We start from the raw sequence: 15,666 nt of genomic DNA on the forward strand, positions 1-15,666 counted from the left end.
CGACAACCTCAACCCTTGAACTCGTCCTTGGCCGCCCGCCGGGCGCCGAAGTCGGCCGCGTCGCGCGCGCGCAGGAAGGGGTTGAAGGCCTTCTCCACCGAAAGCGTCGTCGGCTCGGTCGGTTCGCCGCGCTCGCGCATGGCGAAGATCATCTGCGCATGGGCCTGCATCTCGGGCCGGTCGTCGATCGACAGGGCGAAGCGGGCGTTGGCGGCGGTATATTCATGGGCGCCGTAGAGGACCGTCCGGTCGGGCCAAGCGGTGATGGCCGCGAAGCTGGACCACATCTGTTCGGCCGTGCCCTCGAACAGCCGGCCGCAGCCGAGCGGGAACAGGGTGTCGCCGACGAAGGCGATGTCGTCGGCGGCCGAGCGGTAGAGGATATGGCCGAGCGTATGGCCCGGTGCGGCGGTGACCTCGAAGGTCGTCTCGCCCAGCCTCACCGTCTCACCGCCTGCCAGCACCCGGTCCAGCGGCGCGATGCGGCGCACCTCCTCGGGTCCCCAGATTTCGCAACCCGTCGCCGCCTGGATCGCGGCGTTGCCGCCCGCGTGGTCGGGGTGCCAGTGGGTGTTGAGGATCAGGTCAAGCCGACCCCAGCCCAGCCGCTCGAGCTCGGCCAGGATGGCCTCGGCGTCGGGGGTGTCGACCGTCGCCGTCATGCCCGTCGCCTCGTCGCGCAGCAGGAAGCCGTAGTTGTCCGACAGGCAGGGGAAGAGGTGGACGGTCAGGGCCATGCGGGATCTCTGAGGTGTGGGGCGCGAAGGGCAGGGGCGACGGGGGGCGTCTGAACGCATATAGTGCGCGTCATGCGTCGCAGCATCGAGGATCTTCGCGCCTTCTACGGCGAGCCGACCGGGGCCCTGGTGCGCCGGTTGCTGGCGCGGCGTCTTGAGGACGCCTGGGGCGAGGCGACCAACTGCGATGTTCTCGGCATCGGCTATGCCACGCCCTGGCTGGACGCCTTCGTCGGCGCCCGTCGGGTGGTCGCGGCCATGCCGGGCGGGCAGGGGGTGGAGCTTTGGCCCGTGGCCGGACGCAACCGCACCCTTCTGGTGGATGACAAGCGCCTGCCGTTCGCGGCGGGCGCCTTCGATCGCATCCTGATGATCCATGCGCTGGAGGAGGCGGACGATCCGACCCTGCTGCTGACCGAGGCCGTGCGGGCCCTGGCTCCGGCGGGACGGATCATCCTGGCTGCGGCGGCGCGCGGCGGCCTGTGGGCGCGGGCCGAGGCGACGCCCTTCGGACACGGACGGCCCTTCACCCGCGGCCAGCTGGAACGGCTGGTGCGTTCGGTCGGGCTCGAACCGACGGCCTGGTCCCAGACCCTCTACACCCCGCCGTGGCGGCCCCTGCTCGGCATGGCCGACGGCATCGAACAGATCGGCAAGACCCTGGCGCCGGGGACGGCGGGGGTCATCCTGCTGGAGGCCTCGCGTCAGGCCTATGCCCGGGTCAGGCCCGGCGGGTCCGCCGTGCGCGTGCGGGCCACGCCCGATCTGGTCCCGCAACCGGCGTCGCGAAGCCACAGGTCGGTAGCGGAAATCGAGCCTCGGACCGGCGACGGTCTGGATGCGACGCCCGAAGCGCCGTAAACCCCGGCCATGCACCGTCTTATCCTGATGCGACACGCCAAGACCGAGCGCGCCGCCGCCTCCGGGCTCGACCGCGACCGGTCGCTGACCGACCGTGGCCGCGCCGACGCCGCCATCATGGGCCGCGTTCTGGCGGAAAAGGGCCTGAGGCCAGACCTGGCCCTGGTCTCGACCTCCACCCGCACGCGCGAGACCTGGGAGGTGCTGCAGGAATCGTTCGGCGACGTCGAGGTGCGGCTGGAGCCGACCCTGTACAACGCCCCGCAGGACGTCATTCGCCGCTTCGTCGAGGGTGCGGAGGAGGAGGCCGGCTGCCTGCTGGTCCTGGCCCACAATCCGGGCGTCCACATGCTGGCCTATGAATATCTGATCGAGAGCGCGGCCTCGCCCGGCGTGATGGACCGGATGGCCGGCGGCTTCCCGACGGCGGCGGCGGCGGTGTTCGAGGTCGATGTGGCCGGGCGCTGCGCCTATGACGGCTATCTGATCCCCAAGGCCTTCGGCGGCGGCGCGGACGAATGACCAGCCATCCGACCGAGGCCTTCAAGGTCGTCGATGCGGCCGAATGGGCCGAGGCCGAGGCGGCGGGATCCTATGCCGGATCGGCCGCCGATCTGGTCGACGGCTATATCCATCTGTCGGCCGAGGACCAGCTGGCGGGGACGGTCGCGAAACACTATGCGGGCCGCGAGAACCTGCTGCTGCTGACTGTCGATCTTACCGTTCTGGGCGAGACCCTCGTCTGGGAGCCCTCGCGCGGCGGCGCCCTGTTTCCCCACATCTACGGTCCGCTGCCGGTCGCGGCGGTGACGGCGCAAAAGGCCTTTTCGGTCGGGGCCGACGGCGGGACGATCTTCGCATGACGGGCCTGACCGATCTCGGCGCGGCCCTGCTGCGCAAGCTGGATCCCGAAACCGCGCACGGTCTGGCGATCCGGGCCCTGCAGACCGTTCCCCTGCCGGCGGCCAGGGCCGATGATCCGATCCTGGCGACGACCATCGCGGGCCTGAAACTGCCCAATCCGGTCGGGCTGGCGGCCGGTCTGGACAAGAACGGCGAGGCGCTGAATGGCCTGTCGAAGCTCGGTTTCGGCTTTGTCGAATGCGGCTCGGTCACCCCTCTGGCCCAGGCCGGAAACCCGAAGCCGCGCCTGTTCCGGCTGACGGAAGACCGGGCGATCATCAACCGGATGGGGTTCAACAACGCCGGGCTGGAAGCTTTCGCGGCCCGCCTCGGCGACCGCGGACGGGGCGCGCTGGTCGGGGCCAATCTGGGGGCCAACAAGGACACCGAGGACCGGGCCGCCGACTATGTGATCGGACTGGAGCGGCTGGACGGTCTGGCCGACTATTTCACCATCAACATCTCCTCGCCGAACACGCCGGGATTGCGCGCCTTGCAAGGCCGCGAGGCGCTCGACGACCTGCTCGGGCGGGTGGCAGAGGCGCGACCGAAGGTCGCAGGCGACGGCAGGCCCCTGGCCCCTGTCTTCCTCAAGATCGCCCCCGATCTGACCTCGGCCGAGATCGCCATGATCGTCGAGGCGGCCCTCGCCCACGGCAACGGCATCGACGCCCTGATCGTGTCCAACACCACCCTGGACCGGCCGGGCCTGCGCTCGCCCGACGCCGGGGAGGCCGGAGGCCTGTCCGGCGCGCCCCTGAAGGACAAGGCGCTGAACGCCCTGCGCGATGCGGCGGCTGCGGCGCAGGGCCGTCTGCCCCTGATCGGGGTCGGCGGCATCGCCTCGGGCGCGGACGCCTATGCGCGCATCCGCGCGGGCGCTTGCGCCGTTCAGCTCTACTCCGCCCTGATCTACGAAGGGCCGGGTCTGATCGGCCGGATCAAGCGCGATCTGGCCGATCGGCTGCGTGCGGATGGATTTTCCAGCGTTTCTGAGGCAGTTTCGACCTGACGTTGACGGAGCGTTAGGGCCAAGACGTCATTGTCCCGCGATCGGGGGCGCGTATTCGCCTCGAGCGGGGACACGCATGTCGGAGGTTGCCATCCAGACGACCGCTGAGCGTTGGGAGCCCGCCGTCCTGCAGCGCCGCAAGGCCTTGCTGCAGCGCCTCGGCATGGGCGCGGCCACGGCCATGATCTTCAGCCCCCTGTTCGGCTGGGAAGTCAGCGCGGCCTGGATCGTCTGCTATTTCGCCGTTCAGCTTCTGGATCTGGTGATTTTCGCCCCGATGAACGCCGGCGAGCCGGAAAGGATGGGGCCGCTGCGCACCTTCGCCGGCGGCCTGGTCCTGTTCCTGAACGCCGCCAGTTTCGGCAGCCTGTCGATCGCCCTGTGGCTGTTCGGCGGCCCGATGGGCGGGGTCTGCGCGGCCATCGTCCTGGCCTCCGGGGCCATCTACGGCGTGGTCAATTCGCCGCGTTCGGCCGAGGTGCTGGTCATCACCATCGCTCCGCACTGCATCTATATGGCGATGATGCCCTTCTTCATGATCGCCAACGGGGCCGAGCCGGCCTTCGTGACGGCGGTCGCCATCTCGGTGGTGGTCTTCATCGCCTATTGTATCTCGACCTGGCGGAGCATGAACGAGGCCTATGAGGCCGAGAGCCGGGCCCGGATCGACGCCGAGCGTCGCGGCCTTGAGGCCGAACGCGCCATGGCCAGCCGGTCCGCCTTCCTGGCCGCCATCGGCCATGACCTGCGCACCCCCATTGGCGCCATCCTGACCGGGGCGGCCGAGATGGACCGCATCGCGGGCGACGCCTCCTCGCGCGCCAATGCCGCCCTGATCACCGACGCCAGCCTGATGATGAAGGGGCTGCTCGACAATCTGCTGGACCATTCCAAGCTCGACGCCGGGCGGATGACGGTCGAGGTCGCCGATTTCAACCTGCGCGTCATGCTGGCCCAGACCCTGCGTCTGTGGGCCGGTCCGGTACGGGCCAAGGGCCTGTCGCTGCGGGTAGAGGGCGCCAGCGAAATGCCCGCCATGGTGCGCGGCGACGCCATGCGCCTGCGTCAGGTGCTCAACAACCTGGTCTCCAACGCGCTCAAATTCACCGACACCGGCTCGGTGACCCTGCGGCTGAAGTCCTGGGTCGAGGAGCCCTCGGGCCACGCCATCCTGATCGAAGTCCAGGACACGGGCCCCGGCATGACCGCAGCCCAGCTCTTGCGTCTGTTCACCCCGTTCGACCAGACCGCCGAGGGCATCAGCGCCCGTCACGGCGGCACCGGCCTGGGCCTGGCCATCAGCCGCGATCTGGTCGGGCTGATGGGCGGCCGCCTGACGGCCCGGAGCCTGCCCGGTCGGGGCGCCTGTTTCACCCTGTCGCTGACCCTGGCCCCGGCCATCAATCCCGAGGCGGTGGTCAAGGTTCTGGACGCCGACAGCCGCGCCGACGTCGCCCGCGTCCTGCGTCCTGCCGAGGTCGCCCGCGCCGAGCGGAAGCCTGCGCCCGTCGCCGAACCGGCCGCCCCGATCATCACCTCCGAACCGGGCAGTGCGTCCGAGGCGCTGCTGGCCTCCCTGCTGTCCGGAATGTCGGAACCCGTGGTCGTGGCCCCGCCCGTCGAGGCCGCGCCTGCCCCCGTCGGGGCTGCTTCTGCCGAGGCCGCTTCTGTCGAGGCGCCGGTCGAAGACACCGTCTTCCCCGTCGACGCCGCCGCTGAGGGCGAAGACGAGCAGGACCGTCCCCTGCGGGTTCTGGTCGTCGACGACCACGACATCAACCGCCGCGCGGTCGAGCTGATCCTGGCCCCGCTGGGTTGCGACATCTCCACCGCCGCCGACGGCATGGCCGCACTGCGTCAGTGCGAGGCCGCCGCCTTCGACGTCATCTTCATGGATGTGCGGATGCCGGAGCTGGACGGGCGCGAGACGACCCGTCGCCTGCGCGCCGGCGAAAGCCCCAATGCCAAAACCCCGGTCATCGCGGTCACCGCCGATACGGCGCCCGACGACATCGCCGCCTGTATGGCCGCCGGAATGGATTATTTCGTGTCCAAGCCCCTGACCCCGCCGGCCCTGCTCGGGGCGCTGCAGCAGGTGCTGTCGACGACGGAAGAGGCCCAGACGGTCGCCGCCTAGGCCTTCATCTCCGCGATCAGGTTTGGCGCGAAGTCCCGCGCCTTCATTTCGCATTCCCAGACGGTGACGACGCGCCAGCCTTGCCCGGTCAGGACTGCCGTATTGCGCGCGTCCCGATCCCGGTTGCGGCCGATCTTGGCGATCCAGTAGTCGGCATTGGCCTTGGGCTGACGCGCGCCGCGGGGGCAGTCGTGGCCGTGCCAGAAACAGCCGTGGACGAACAGGGCGACCCTGCGGCCCTTCATCACCACATCGGGCTTTCCGGCCAGGCCCGAGCCGCCCAGCCGATAGCCGATCCCGGCCGCGCGCAGAAGACTGCGGACGGCCAGTTCGGGCGTGGTGTCCTTGCCCTTCACCCGCCGCATGACGGCGCTGCGTTTCTCGGGGGTGAAGACGTCAGTCATCGGGCGTGAGCGAGACGTGGCAGTGAGCAGGAAGTGAGCGAGGCGGCGCGCTTGAGGTGAGGCTCACCTCTCGCTCACCAGCACTCCTCACCCCTTCAGCACCGGTGCTTACAACTGCGCGAGCAGGTGCTCGGCCGAGGACACCTTGAACTCGCCGCCGGCCTCGATGTTGAGTTCGGTTACAACGCCGTCCTTGACCAGCATCGAATAGCGCTGCGAGCGCTCGCCCATGCCGAAACCGCGCGCGTCCAGGGTCAGGCCCAGTTCACGGGTGAAGTCGCCCGAGCCGTCGGCCAGCATCAGGATGTCCTCGGCGCCGTCCGTGGCCTTGGCCCAGGCGCCCATGACGAAGGGATCGTTGACCGACAGGCAGGCAATGGTGTCCACGCCCTTGGCTTTGAAATCGGCGCCGTTGTCGATGTAGCCCGGCAGGTGGCGGGCCGAGCAGGTCGGGGTGAAGGCGCCGGGGACGGCGAACAGGGCCACGGTCTTGCCCTTGAAGATTTCGTCCGTGGTGATCGGCTTGGGGCCGTCCGGGGTCGGGGTGCCGAGGGTCGCGGCCGGGAGGGTGTCGCCGATCTGGATGGTCATGGTCGTCTCCGAGGGTTGGTTGGAAGCCGTGGCTCCAGAAGCGCAGATAGGCTTCCACGGTTGCCTCGCCAAGCGCCAAACAGGGGCGTCGGCTTGCAAAGACGGGCCGCTGCACCGATCATTCGCTACATGGACGCTTTCCAATCCCTCGTCGGACGGCTTCTGGTCGCGATGCCGGGCATCGGCGACGACCGGTTCGAACATGCGGTGATCCTGGTCTGCGTGCATGAGCCCGACCATGCGATGGGCCTCAGGCTGGACCGGCCCGCGCCGGCGGTCGACCTCAAGTCCGTGCTCTCGAAGCTGGAGATTCCGGCGCCCGACAGCGCCATCGGCCGTCCTGTCATGGACGGCGGCCCCGTGGACCGCGAGCGCGGCTTCGTCCTGCACACCGACGACTGGATGTCGCCCGAGGCCAGTGTCGGCTTCTTCAGCGGCCTTGCCATGACGGGGACGAAGGACGCCCTTCTGGCCATGACCGACGTCGCCACCGGGCCGCGCCGGTCCAAGCTGCTGCTCGGCTATGCCGGTTGGGGCGAGGGCCAGCTGGAGGACGAACTGGGCGAGAACGTCTGGCTGACCGCCGACGCCGACATGGACCTGATCTTCGACGGCGACCACGAGACGAAGTGGAGCCGGGCTCTGGCGCGACTGGGCGTCAATGCGGCCTTCCTGTCGGGACAGGCGGGGCGGGCGTAGGGCCTACTTCCGCTCGTACACCACCTTGCCGTCCACAACGGTCAGGACCGCATGGCCGTGCGGGATCTGCGCGGCCGGGACGGTCATCAGGTCGATGTCGAAGGCGGTGAAGTCGGCGCGCTTGCCGACCTCAATGGTGCCGAGTTCGTTTTCGCGGAAGGACGCCCAGGCCGGCCAGAGGGTGAACATCTTCAGCGCCGTTTCGCGCGACACCGCCTCCTCCGGATGCCAGTCGGGGCCCTGGAAGCCTTCAAGGTCGCGGCGGGCGACGGCGGCGTAGAATTCGATCAGGGGATCGCCGCGCTCGACCGGCGAATCCGACCCGCCGACCACGATGACGCCGAGGTCGACCAGGCTCTTCCAGGCATAGGCGCCGTTCAGCCGGTCCTCGCCCAGGCGGGCCGGGGCGAAGTGGAAGTCGCCGATGGCGTGGCTGGGCTGCATGGAGGCGATGATCGGCAGGTCGACATAGGCCTGATAGTCCGATGGCCTGAGGATCTGGGCGTGTTCGATGCGCCAACGAATGTCGGTTCCACCCTTCCACTCGGCCCGAGGAACCTCGGCCATGGCCTGACGGTACCATTCGATCACCGAGCCGTTGCCCCGGTCGCCGATGGCGTGGGTGGCGACCTGGATCCCGGCGCGCAGTGCGCCTTCATAGATGGGCACGATCTCGGCGGCGTCGGTCTGCATCAGGCCGCGCGTCTCGGGCGCATCCGAATAGGGATCATAGAGGGCCGCGCCGCGCGAGCCGAGGGCGCCGTCGGCATAGAGTTTGATCGCCCGGGTGATGATCCGGCCGTCGGCGACGCTGCGCGGGCCCGAAGCGAACAGCTCACGGGCGCCGTCGGGCGTCACGGACGTATAGACGCGGATCGGCGCCTCATCCGCCTCGGCCATCTGTTCCAGCAGAGGGATGTCCTTCCACGGCGCGCTCATGAAATGGACGCCGGTCCAGCCATAGGCGGCCTCGACCCGGAAGCCGGCCTGATAGGCGGCGCGCAGGGCGGCGGGATCGGTCTGGGGGCGCAGGTCGGCGACCAGGGCCATGGCGGCGTCCAGCAGGAAGCCGGTGGGCTTGCCGGCCGTGTCCCTGGCGATCTCTCCGCCCGCCGGGGGCTGTGTCGTCTCGTCGATATGGGCGGCGGCGAGGGCGGCCGAGGAGGCGGTGACCGCATGGCCGTCGGCGCGGCCCAGAAGCACGACCCGGCCGGGGGCGGCGGCGTCCAGGTCGGCGGCCGTCAGGAAGCGGGGGCCGTTCGCGCTCTCGGGCCAGCGGGTCTCGATCCAGCCGCGGCCGATGATCGGCCCCTCCGGGTGGGCGGAGGCCCAGGCGCTGAGCCGGGCCATGGCGTCGACGACGGAGGTCGAACCTTCGAGGTTCAGGGTCAGCTCGCGCCAGCCGATGCCGTCCAGATGGGCGTGGCCGTCGGTGAAGCCGGGAAACAGCGCGGCGCCCTTCAGGTCGATCACCGGGACGCCGGGGGCGGCGGGAAGGTCCGAGGCCTTGCCGACGAAGGCGATGCGGCCGTCCCGGACCAGCACGGCCTCAGCCGTGACGTCGCCGGGGAGGCCGGTATGGATGGTCCCGCCGCGCAGGACCATGTCCTGGGACAGAGCGGGCGAGCCGCAGGCGGCCAGCAGGGCGCCCAGGGCCGATGTCAGGGAGGCTGCGACGAGAGACCTGGGCATGGCGACGGTTCCTGTGAGGGGCACAGGGGTATCGGGTCCAGGGCCAAAGAAAAAGGGGCGGTCCGTTCCGGACCGCCCCCTGATCGTCTTGACTGCGTTTCGTCTTAGAAGGCGACGCGCAGGCTGGCCATCATCGTGCGCGGAGCGCCGACCTGGGCGAACGGACGGCCGTAGCCGGGTTGACCCGGGGTAGCCGAGGTCACGGTGCCCAGCGAGCCGTAGTAGTCTTCATCCGTGATGTTGATCACGTTGATCTGCAGGTAGGTGCCTTCGAAGCCCAGGGTCGAGAAGTCGAAGCGGGCGTCGATGTCGGCGGTGGCGTAGGCGTCGTCCTTCAGGTCGTTGACGTCCGAGAGCCAGCGCTCGCCGACGTATTTGCCCTGGATGCCGGCCGAGAAGACGTCGTTGAACTTGTAGTCCAGACGCAGGCTGTACATCTGGTCAGGGGTTTCAACGAGTTCCTTGCCCTTGGTGGCCGCGACGGTGGTCGCGGTCAGGCGGTAGTCGTTCAGCAGTTCGGAGTCGGTGAACGAGGCCGAGGCGTAGATCGACAGGGCTTCGGTCGGCGACCAGCCGATCGAGGCGTCGACGCCCTTGATGTCCACGTCGCCGACGTTGCGGTCCACGAAGTAGCCCAGGTCTTCGTCGTAGGTGTTGACGATGCGGTCCTGGTACTTGTTCAGGTAGCCCGAGATCGAGGCCACGACGGTCCGCGACGAGTAGCGGTAGCCGAGGTCGTAGTTGGCCGAGTGCTCGGGTTGAACGTTCGGGTTGCCGACCGAACCATCCGCCAGACGCAGGACGGTGTAGAGGCTGTCCGTACGCGGCGCCGACAGGTTTTCGGCGTACGAGGCGAAGATCGAGTGGCCTTCACCGAAGCGGTACAGGGCCGAGACGTTCGGCAGAACGTCGTCGTACTTCTTCTCTGCGGTGTAGGGCTTGATATACTGGGTCGTGCCCGTGGCGGCGAAGGTGACGTTGCCGTTGGCGAGCGTCGCGTTCGGGGTCTCGGTGGTGCAGCGGACGTTCGACGAGGCGTTCTGCGAGTAGCAGTACTGGTTCAGTTCGCGCGTGAAGAACGGAGCGCGGACACCCAGGTTGATACGCAGGGCGCGGTCAAAGAAGTAACCGCGGTATTCGGCCGCGAACTGGTTCAGTTCAGCGATCGACTTACGGTCGCGGGCGCGCAGCTGGTAACCGTCCAGGTTGGTGATGATGTTGGTGTCGCTGTCGCGACCGCCGAACGGGTTCACGTACTGGGGGTTGGTCGGGTCGGAGAAGTCGATCAGGCCGTAGATGCCGGTCTGACGGTGACGACCCCAATCCAGGGTGTAGGCGCCGCGGATGCGGTGATCGTCGTTCAGATCCCAGATCAGCGAGGTGTTGACGCCGTACCGGTGGGTGTTGGTCACCGACGGGTTCATCACGCGAACGGTGTCGAGCGTGTCGCCGTCCTTGTTGATGTCCACGCCCGAGGTCGGGGTGGTGGAGGCGATGGTGCCGCGGATCGTGGCGTCACGTTCCGAGATCGTCACGTTCTGGGTGCCGCCGTCGGCCAGGGTGTACTGGAACGAGGGGTCGAAGGTGAAGGTCAGGCCGTGGCCTAGGGTGAACTTCGACTGGCCGCGGATGTTGCCCGTGTTCGACGGGTTGATGCGCAGGCCGTAGAAGGCCGTGCCGTTCGAGTCCACGTCGGCGGTGCCGTTGCGGAAGGTCGGGGCGGTGTAGGTCGGGGTCAGGTCGACGTTCCAGCCGAAGGCGTTGGTCGGGTCATTGACCTGATCGACGCAGACCTGGGTCCTGGCGACGTCGCAGAAGCCGGTGGCCGTACGCAGGTTCGGGCCGAGGTAGTTGTTGTTGCGGTTGACGTTGTAGTGCGCCGACAGCGACATGAAGTCGCCGTTGTCACCCAGCGGCTGGTAGATGCGGAAGTTGTACTGGGTCTTGCGGAGCTCGCCGAGGCCCTTGAACTTGTCGTACTCCTGCTTGGAGACGGCGAACCAGGCCGAGGTGCCCCACGGGCCGATCTCGCCGGTGTCGACCAGGCCCATGATGCGGCGCATGCCGAAGTCACCCAGGGTGCCCTGGACCCAGCCGCCGAAGTCCGAAGCCGGACGGCGGACGGTGTAGTTGATGGTGCCGCCGGTCGCCGAGGCGGTCGGGCTGTCGACGTCGGTGGTGCCGGTGTTGACCGAGGCGCGCTCGATCAGTTCCGGGTCCAGCTGCTGGTTCGAGTAGGTGGCGTAGTTGCCGGTGTCGTTCAGCGGAATGCCGTCGAAGGTCAGCGAAACGCGGTTGCCGTCGAAGCCGTGCAGACGGATGTTGCCGCCCGACGAACCGTAGGGGTCGTTGTTGGTGAAGTTCAGACCCGGGGTCAGGTTCAGGGTCTGCAGGATGGTTTGACCGGCGGCCTGCTTGCCGATGAACTCTTGCGTGATCGTGTTGCGGCTCTTGCCGGCGTCTTCAGCGACGATGGCGCCGTCGATGGTGCGCGGGCCGCGCGTGCCGGTGACGACGACCTGTTCGACTTCGGTCGCTTCCGTACCGGTCGATTGGGCGGAGGCGGCGCCGGCGAGAACCATGCCGGTAAAGAGGGCGGATGTCGCCCAGAACACGCGTTTGCGGTTCATCATTGTATCTGTATCCCCAGATGAATGCGGGCAAGCGGGCCCATGGCCGTCAGATGGCTGACCTGACGAAATCTCGCCCCATCTAGTTGGGCTCTTGTAACGTCGGACGACAGTGATGTGACAGTGATATGACAGCGCCACAGGGTTGCCCCTCGGCCACAGTTGTTAACCTGTCATCGTTCCTTGAACAGAGTCAGTCGCTTAGGCTCCCCATACCGCTCTCAGGCGAGCGGCGCGGCCACAGAATCGCGAATAACCTGCATAGCGGGCGGGATTCAAGCGGGCAAAATCCTGGTGATAAGCCTCGGCGGGCCAGAACCGGCCTGCATCCCGGACCGGAGTGGTGAAGCGGCGGGCGCCGATGACGGCCATGGCGGCCTGGCGCGAGGCCTCGGCAGCGGGCTTCTGCGCGGAGGTGGCGAAGACCGCCGTGCCATAGGCCGGGCCCGTGTCGCAGAACTGGCCCCGGGCGTCGGTGGGGTCGATGGTGCGCCAGAAGCGGTCAACCAGCTGGCGATAGCTGATCCGGCCGGGATCAAAGGTGACCTGGACGGCCTCGACATAGCCGTTGCCGGCCTCGACGGCCTCATAGGTGGGGCGGGGCGAGGTTCCGCCCGCATAGCCCGATACGGCGCTGACTACGCCGGGGATATGTTCCATGTTTGATTCCACCGACCAGAAGCAGCCGCCGGCGAAGACGGCGACCTCGCGGCGGCCGGTGTCGCGCTGTGCCGGGGTCGTCTGGGCCGGAGTCGTTTGGGCTGGGGTCGTTTGAGCCGAGGCCGGCGCCTCGCTCTGGGAGCAGGCCGCGGCGGTCAGGATGGCGGCGACGGCGATCAGTCTGGGGCGAAGAATCAGTTTGGGGCGAATGGCGGACATGGCGATCTGGCTCTCGACGAAGGAGGATCGGCGCCGGGTTTCCGTTCCCGAAAATGGCGTCGTCAGCAGATACGTCTGAAAAGCCCGGCCGGATACATGCCGGCCCGCCGGGGACCTAGAGGGGGCCGCCGCGGGTTTCGAACACCGTGGCCAGGGCAAGCGCCGTCGGCAGCATCGACCGGGGCTCGTGATAGTTGCCGTTGACCTGGCTACGCGCGATGACGTGGGCGCGGAAACGATTGAACAGGCCGGTGTCGGGCTGCTTCGGATCCGACCAGAAGGCGTCCAGCGGCTTCTGGTCGGTCAGGCCTTCGAAGTCGAAGAAGGCCTGGCCCAGGGCCTTGACCGGAGTGTGGAAGCCCAGGGCCGACAGGGCGGCGCTGGAATTGTTGACCACCATGCCCCGCGACGCGCGGCACAACTGGGCCAGGTTGCCGCCGTCGATGAAGTCGACCCGATCGGACAAGCCGCGTTCTTCCGCCAGGGCGCGGGTGATCCGGCCCAGATTGACCAGGCCGGGGTCGAGCGGATGGTTCTTGACCACCAGCCGGGCCTCGGGCGGAGCATGGGCGGCGAAGCTGTTCAGGACCTCGGCGAGGAAGGCCGCGTTGTCGGCAAAACGCGAATAGCGCAGCAGCTGGGCGTCGCCCTCGCGCTGGAGGCAGGCGATGAAGAAGGGGCCGCGGCGGGCAATGACGTCCGTGTCGGTCCGGCTGCGCGGTTGGAAGGCCAGGCCGAAATAGCGCCGGATATGGCCCGCGCACTGAAGCCAGGGCGCCTGGGTATAGGGAGCGACATAGCGCGGGAAGAGCCAGCGACCCGGCAGCTGGATCAGGTGATAGATGCTGATGTTGAGCACATGGTACGGCAGGATGCGGCCGACCGGTCGGGTTACCGGGGTCTCGGGGACCGGGGGCTCGTAGGCCAGCCGGTGGCGGGGGAGGGCGCTGGAAGCATTCACGCCGTTGCGCTCGACCGTGACCCAGTCGGGTCGGAAATAGCCGTTCTCGAGCACCCAGACCCGGACGCCATAGGCTGCGGCGTCGCGCAACACGGCCTGGTTGTATGCGCCGCCTTCGCCGAAGACGATGACGTCGGTATAGTCGGGCAGGAGGGCTTTCAGCCGCTCGGGCCACTGGGCCGCGGGGCCCTTGAACCGCATCGCACCTGCGCCCTGCCAGTACAGGACGTCGCCGGCGTTGAAGAGCATTCGCGTGACGTCCGCGCCGCGGGAGCGCAGCGCCTGGGTCAGGACTCGCCCGAACGGCCCGAATGGCGCGGTGACGATCAGAAAACGCCGACCCGTCAGCCCGTCGGTCGCCGCGCCCACCATGACGGGGGAGGGCGCTTCCGGATAATCGGGGTCGAGACTGGCGAGCAAACCCGTGGACTTTCTGAGTTCTGCGCTGAGGTCTCTCTTACTAGAGCGCCACCTTGGCCGCTGACAAGGCGGCTCGCGCATGGGTCGTGTGAAAGATGTCGATTCCGTCATGGCGGGGGCGAAAAGTGACGCCCGGACGGACGACCCTCGCCCGGAATGCTTCGGCTCGCCGGGGGTTCCCGCGCCAGGGCGACCCGGCCGCGGAGTGTGGAGTTTCGGATACTCCCTTCAGGGCCGAGGTCTGCGGCGTCCTGCGGAGAGCGGTGCGATTCCGCGACCAGAATGCACAACCGCCGAACGCAGAAACGCCGGCCTCGCTTGCGCGGGCCGGCGTTTCAAAGTCTTCGACATCCGAAGACCGTCGGGGCCTGCCGGAGCAGGCCCCTCGGGACTTAGAAGTTGATGTCGATGGTGGCGCGGCGGTTCAGCGGCTCGCGGACACCGTCGGCGGTGGCGCGGGCCAGCTGGGTTTCGCCCTTGCCGTCCAGCGAGATCACGCCGCCGGCGACGCCTTGAGCGACCAGGGCGTCAGCCGTGGTGCGGGCGCGGCGGTTCGACAGGCCGATGTTGTACGCGGCCGAACCCGAGGTGTCGGCGTGGCCGACGACCAGGATGCGGGTCGCAGCGCCGGTCTTCGAGTAGGCGGCGGCTTGGGCGATGACCGATTGGGCTTCCGTGGTCAGGTCCGAACGATCCCAGTCGAAGTAAACGACGAACTGGCGAGCGGCGGGCTTCGGAGCCACCGGCGGACGCGGGGCCGGCGGGGGCGACCGGCGGCGGGGCCGGCGGAGCCACGTACGGCGGCGGGGCCGGCGGGGGCGACCGGCTCGGCGCCGAAGGCGTAGCGCAGACCCAGGGTCACGGTGTGGCTGTTGTCGTAATCGCCTTCGAAGGTGCCCTGAGCATAGCTCGCGACCGAGGTGGTCGTGGCGAACTCGGCGTCGCCGGTCAGGTAGCGGTAGGTCAGGTCGATGTTGGCGCGATCCGACAGCGACCAGGCCAGACCGGCGATGGCTTGCGCGGCGAACTTGGTGGAGCTGTCGTCGGCGGCGAAGCCGACGGTGCGGTTGTTGCGCAGGCGGCCCACAACGTCGGTGTTGACGTGGTTCACGCCGGCGCCGATGCCGACGAACGGACGAACGCCCCAGGCTTCGTAGCCGAAGTCATAGATGACGTTGGCCATCAGGGTGGTGGATTCGATGTCGCCGTCCGGCGAGTAGCAGCCGCCGGTGGCAGGCGTCAGGTTGCAGACGCCGTTGGCGCCGGTGACGGCGCGAATCTTGCCGACGTCGCCCGAGCGGTAGCCGCCCTCGACTTCGACGCGCCAGTTGGGGTTGAAGCGGTAGCCCAGACGGACGAACGCGGCCCAGCCGTCGTTGACTTCGAAGTTCCAGTTGTTGCCGGTGGTCTGGGACTCGGCGTTGATGCCGTCTTCCATGGTGTGGAAGCCGGCGTCGACGGCGCCGTACCAGCCGTCCGGCTCAGCCGAAGCGGCGCCGGCCGACAGGGCGATAGCCGCCGCGGCGCTGGACGCCAGAAAAACACTCTTAATACGCATGGGTGTGAGCCCTCCGCAGCCAATATTGTTTCATGCGGCGGTCTCACCGCCTCAGGCCTTCTAACAGCGTTGCCGTTAGAGGTCGAGCCGATATCGCCGGTATATGCCGCGTGCCCGTTCAACCGTGACGCTGATGCTACACGGAAAAATAATGCAGTGTTTCGGTGGCTTCGGCGGTTGGA

General features: G+C 68.3%; 15 protein-coding genes. 6 read left to right on the forward strand and 9 right to left on the reverse strand.

All coding sequences use genetic code 11. From position 1 onward, the window contains the following. Positions 1–8 precede the first annotated feature (8 nt). A complete protein-coding gene (gloB, locus tag IFJ75_RS18335; RefSeq protein WP_207870162.1) occupies positions 9–737 on the reverse strand; it encodes a hydroxyacylglutathione hydrolase in 729 nt (242 codons plus the stop codon). A gap of 72 nt (positions 738–809) precedes the next feature. On the opposite strand from gloB, the gene IFJ75_RS18340 reads away from it, so the two are divergent. From IFJ75_RS18340 to IFJ75_RS19855, 5 genes are all read left to right on the forward strand, one after another. Further along, complete coding sequence (locus IFJ75_RS18340; protein ID WP_207870164.1) at positions 810–1,598, forward strand: methyltransferase domain-containing protein; 789 nt, start codon at positions 810–812, stop codon at positions 1,596–1,598. Positions 1,599–1,607: 9 nt separating this feature from the next. Next, a complete protein-coding gene (locus tag IFJ75_RS18345) occupies positions 1,608–2,120 on the forward strand; it encodes a SixA phosphatase family protein (protein WP_207870165.1) in 513 nt (170 codons plus the stop codon). Continuing rightward, the gene (locus IFJ75_RS18350) at positions 2,117–2,461 is read left to right on the forward strand and encodes a DUF952 domain-containing protein (protein ID WP_207870166.1); all 345 of its coding nucleotides are present in this window, start codon (positions 2,117–2,119) and stop codon (positions 2,459–2,461) included. The genes IFJ75_RS18345 and IFJ75_RS18350 overlap by 4 nt, the downstream gene beginning before the upstream one ends. Beyond that, entirely contained in the window at positions 2,458–3,513 is a 1,056-nt protein-coding gene (locus IFJ75_RS18355; protein ID WP_207870168.1) for a quinone-dependent dihydroorotate dehydrogenase, read from the forward strand. Before IFJ75_RS18350 ends, IFJ75_RS18355 begins: the two co-directional genes overlap by 4 nt. Before the next feature lie 76 nt (positions 3,514–3,589). Next, entirely contained in the window at positions 3,590–5,650 is a 2,061-nt protein-coding gene (locus IFJ75_RS19855; protein ID WP_225896896.1) for an ATP-binding protein, read from the forward strand. On the opposite strand, the gene IFJ75_RS18370 is transcribed toward IFJ75_RS19855, so the two are convergent. Continuing rightward, a complete protein-coding gene (locus IFJ75_RS18370; protein ID WP_207870170.1) occupies positions 5,647–6,054 on the reverse strand; it encodes a very short patch repair endonuclease in 408 nt (135 codons plus the stop codon). The genes IFJ75_RS19855 and IFJ75_RS18370 overlap by 4 nt on opposite strands. 108 nt (positions 6,055–6,162) lie before the next feature. After that, positions 6,163–6,645, reverse strand: a complete 483-nt coding sequence (locus IFJ75_RS18375) for a peroxiredoxin (RefSeq protein ID WP_207870172.1) — start codon at positions 6,643–6,645, stop codon at positions 6,163–6,165. 129 nt (positions 6,646–6,774) lie between these two features. On the opposite strand from IFJ75_RS18375, the gene IFJ75_RS18380 reads away from it, so the two are divergent. Next, a complete protein-coding gene (locus IFJ75_RS18380) occupies positions 6,775–7,344 on the forward strand; it encodes a YqgE/AlgH family protein (RefSeq protein ID WP_207870174.1) in 570 nt (189 codons plus the stop codon). Between the two features lie 3 nt (positions 7,345–7,347). Here the strand turns inward: IFJ75_RS18380 and IFJ75_RS18385 are convergent, their stop codons facing one another. The 6 genes from IFJ75_RS18385 to IFJ75_RS18405 form a co-directional block, all read right to left on the reverse strand. Next, positions 7,348–9,036 carry an amidohydrolase gene (locus IFJ75_RS18385; protein ID WP_207870175.1) on the reverse strand — a complete coding sequence of 563 codons (1,689 nt, stop codon included), beginning with the start codon at positions 9,034–9,036 and terminating at the stop codon, positions 7,348–7,350. 104 nt (positions 9,037–9,140) lie between these two features. After that, positions 9,141–11,666: a TonB-dependent receptor gene (locus IFJ75_RS18390; RefSeq protein WP_225896897.1), complete on the reverse strand. Its 2,526-nt coding sequence runs from the start codon at positions 11,664–11,666 to the stop codon at positions 9,141–9,143. Positions 11,667–11,867: 201 nt separating this feature from the next. Next, the gene (gene msrA, locus IFJ75_RS18395) at positions 11,868–12,545 is read right to left on the reverse strand and encodes a peptide-methionine (S)-S-oxide reductase MsrA (RefSeq protein WP_207870179.1); all 678 of its coding nucleotides are present in this window, start codon (positions 12,543–12,545) and stop codon (positions 11,868–11,870) included. Between the two features lie 115 nt (positions 12,546–12,660). Beyond that, positions 12,661–13,926, reverse strand: coding sequence for a capsule biosynthesis protein (locus IFJ75_RS18400; protein WP_225896898.1), 1,266 nt, complete (start codon positions 13,924–13,926; stop codon positions 12,661–12,663). A gap of 392 nt (positions 13,927–14,318) precedes the next feature. Next, positions 14,319–14,669: an OmpA family protein gene (locus IFJ75_RS20150; protein WP_318781037.1), complete on the reverse strand. Its 351-nt coding sequence runs from the start codon at positions 14,667–14,669 to the stop codon at positions 14,319–14,321. After that, positions 14,606–15,484 carry an outer membrane protein gene (locus IFJ75_RS18405; protein ID WP_318781038.1) on the reverse strand — a complete coding sequence of 293 codons (879 nt, stop codon included), beginning with the start codon at positions 15,482–15,484 and terminating at the stop codon, positions 14,606–14,608. Before IFJ75_RS18405 ends, IFJ75_RS20150 begins: the two co-directional genes overlap by 64 nt. Positions 15,485–15,666: the final 182 nt, after the last annotated feature.

It is taken from the genome of Brevundimonas goettingensis, assembly GCF_017487405.1.
Classification (GTDB): domain Bacteria; phylum Pseudomonadota; class Alphaproteobacteria; order Caulobacterales; family Caulobacteraceae; genus Brevundimonas; species Brevundimonas goettingensis.

Coding starts and splice junctions, on each gene's coding strand:
- IFJ75_RS18370 (WP_207870170.1), bottom strand. CDS start 6,054: ATGACTGACGTCTTCACCCCCGAGAAACGCAGCGCCGTCATGCGGCGG.
- IFJ75_RS18385 (WP_207870175.1), bottom strand. CDS start 9,036: ATGCCCAGGTCTCTCGTCGCAGCCTCCCTGACATCGGCCCTGGGCGCC.
- IFJ75_RS18355 (WP_207870168.1), top strand. CDS start 2,458: ATGACGGGCCTGACCGATCTCGGCGCGGCCCTGCTGCGCAAGCTGGAT.
- IFJ75_RS18340 (WP_207870164.1), top strand. CDS start 810: ATGCGTCGCAGCATCGAGGATCTTCGCGCCTTCTACGGCGAGCCGACC.
- IFJ75_RS18405 (WP_318781038.1), bottom strand. CDS start 15,484: ATGCGTATTAAGAGTGTTTTTCTGGCGTCCAGCGCCGCGGCGGCTATC.
- IFJ75_RS18350 (WP_207870166.1), top strand. CDS start 2,117: ATGACCAGCCATCCGACCGAGGCCTTCAAGGTCGTCGATGCGGCCGAA.
- IFJ75_RS18375 (WP_207870172.1), bottom strand. CDS start 6,645: ATGACCATCCAGATCGGCGACACCCTCCCGGCCGCGACCCTCGGCACC.
- IFJ75_RS18390 (WP_225896897.1), bottom strand. CDS start 11,666: ATGAACCGCAAACGCGTGTTCTGGGCGACATCCGCCCTCTTTACCGGC.
- gloB (WP_207870162.1), bottom strand. CDS start 737: ATGGCCCTGACCGTCCACCTCTTCCCCTGCCTGTCGGACAACTACGGC.
- IFJ75_RS19855 (WP_225896896.1), top strand. CDS start 3,590: ATGTCGGAGGTTGCCATCCAGACGACCGCTGAGCGTTGGGAGCCCGCC.
- msrA (WP_207870179.1), bottom strand. CDS start 12,545: ATGTCCGCCATTCGCCCCAAACTGATTCTTCGCCCCAGACTGATCGCC.
- IFJ75_RS18380 (WP_207870174.1), top strand. CDS start 6,775: ATGGACGCTTTCCAATCCCTCGTCGGACGGCTTCTGGTCGCGATGCCG.
- IFJ75_RS18345 (WP_207870165.1), top strand. CDS start 1,608: ATGCACCGTCTTATCCTGATGCGACACGCCAAGACCGAGCGCGCCGCC.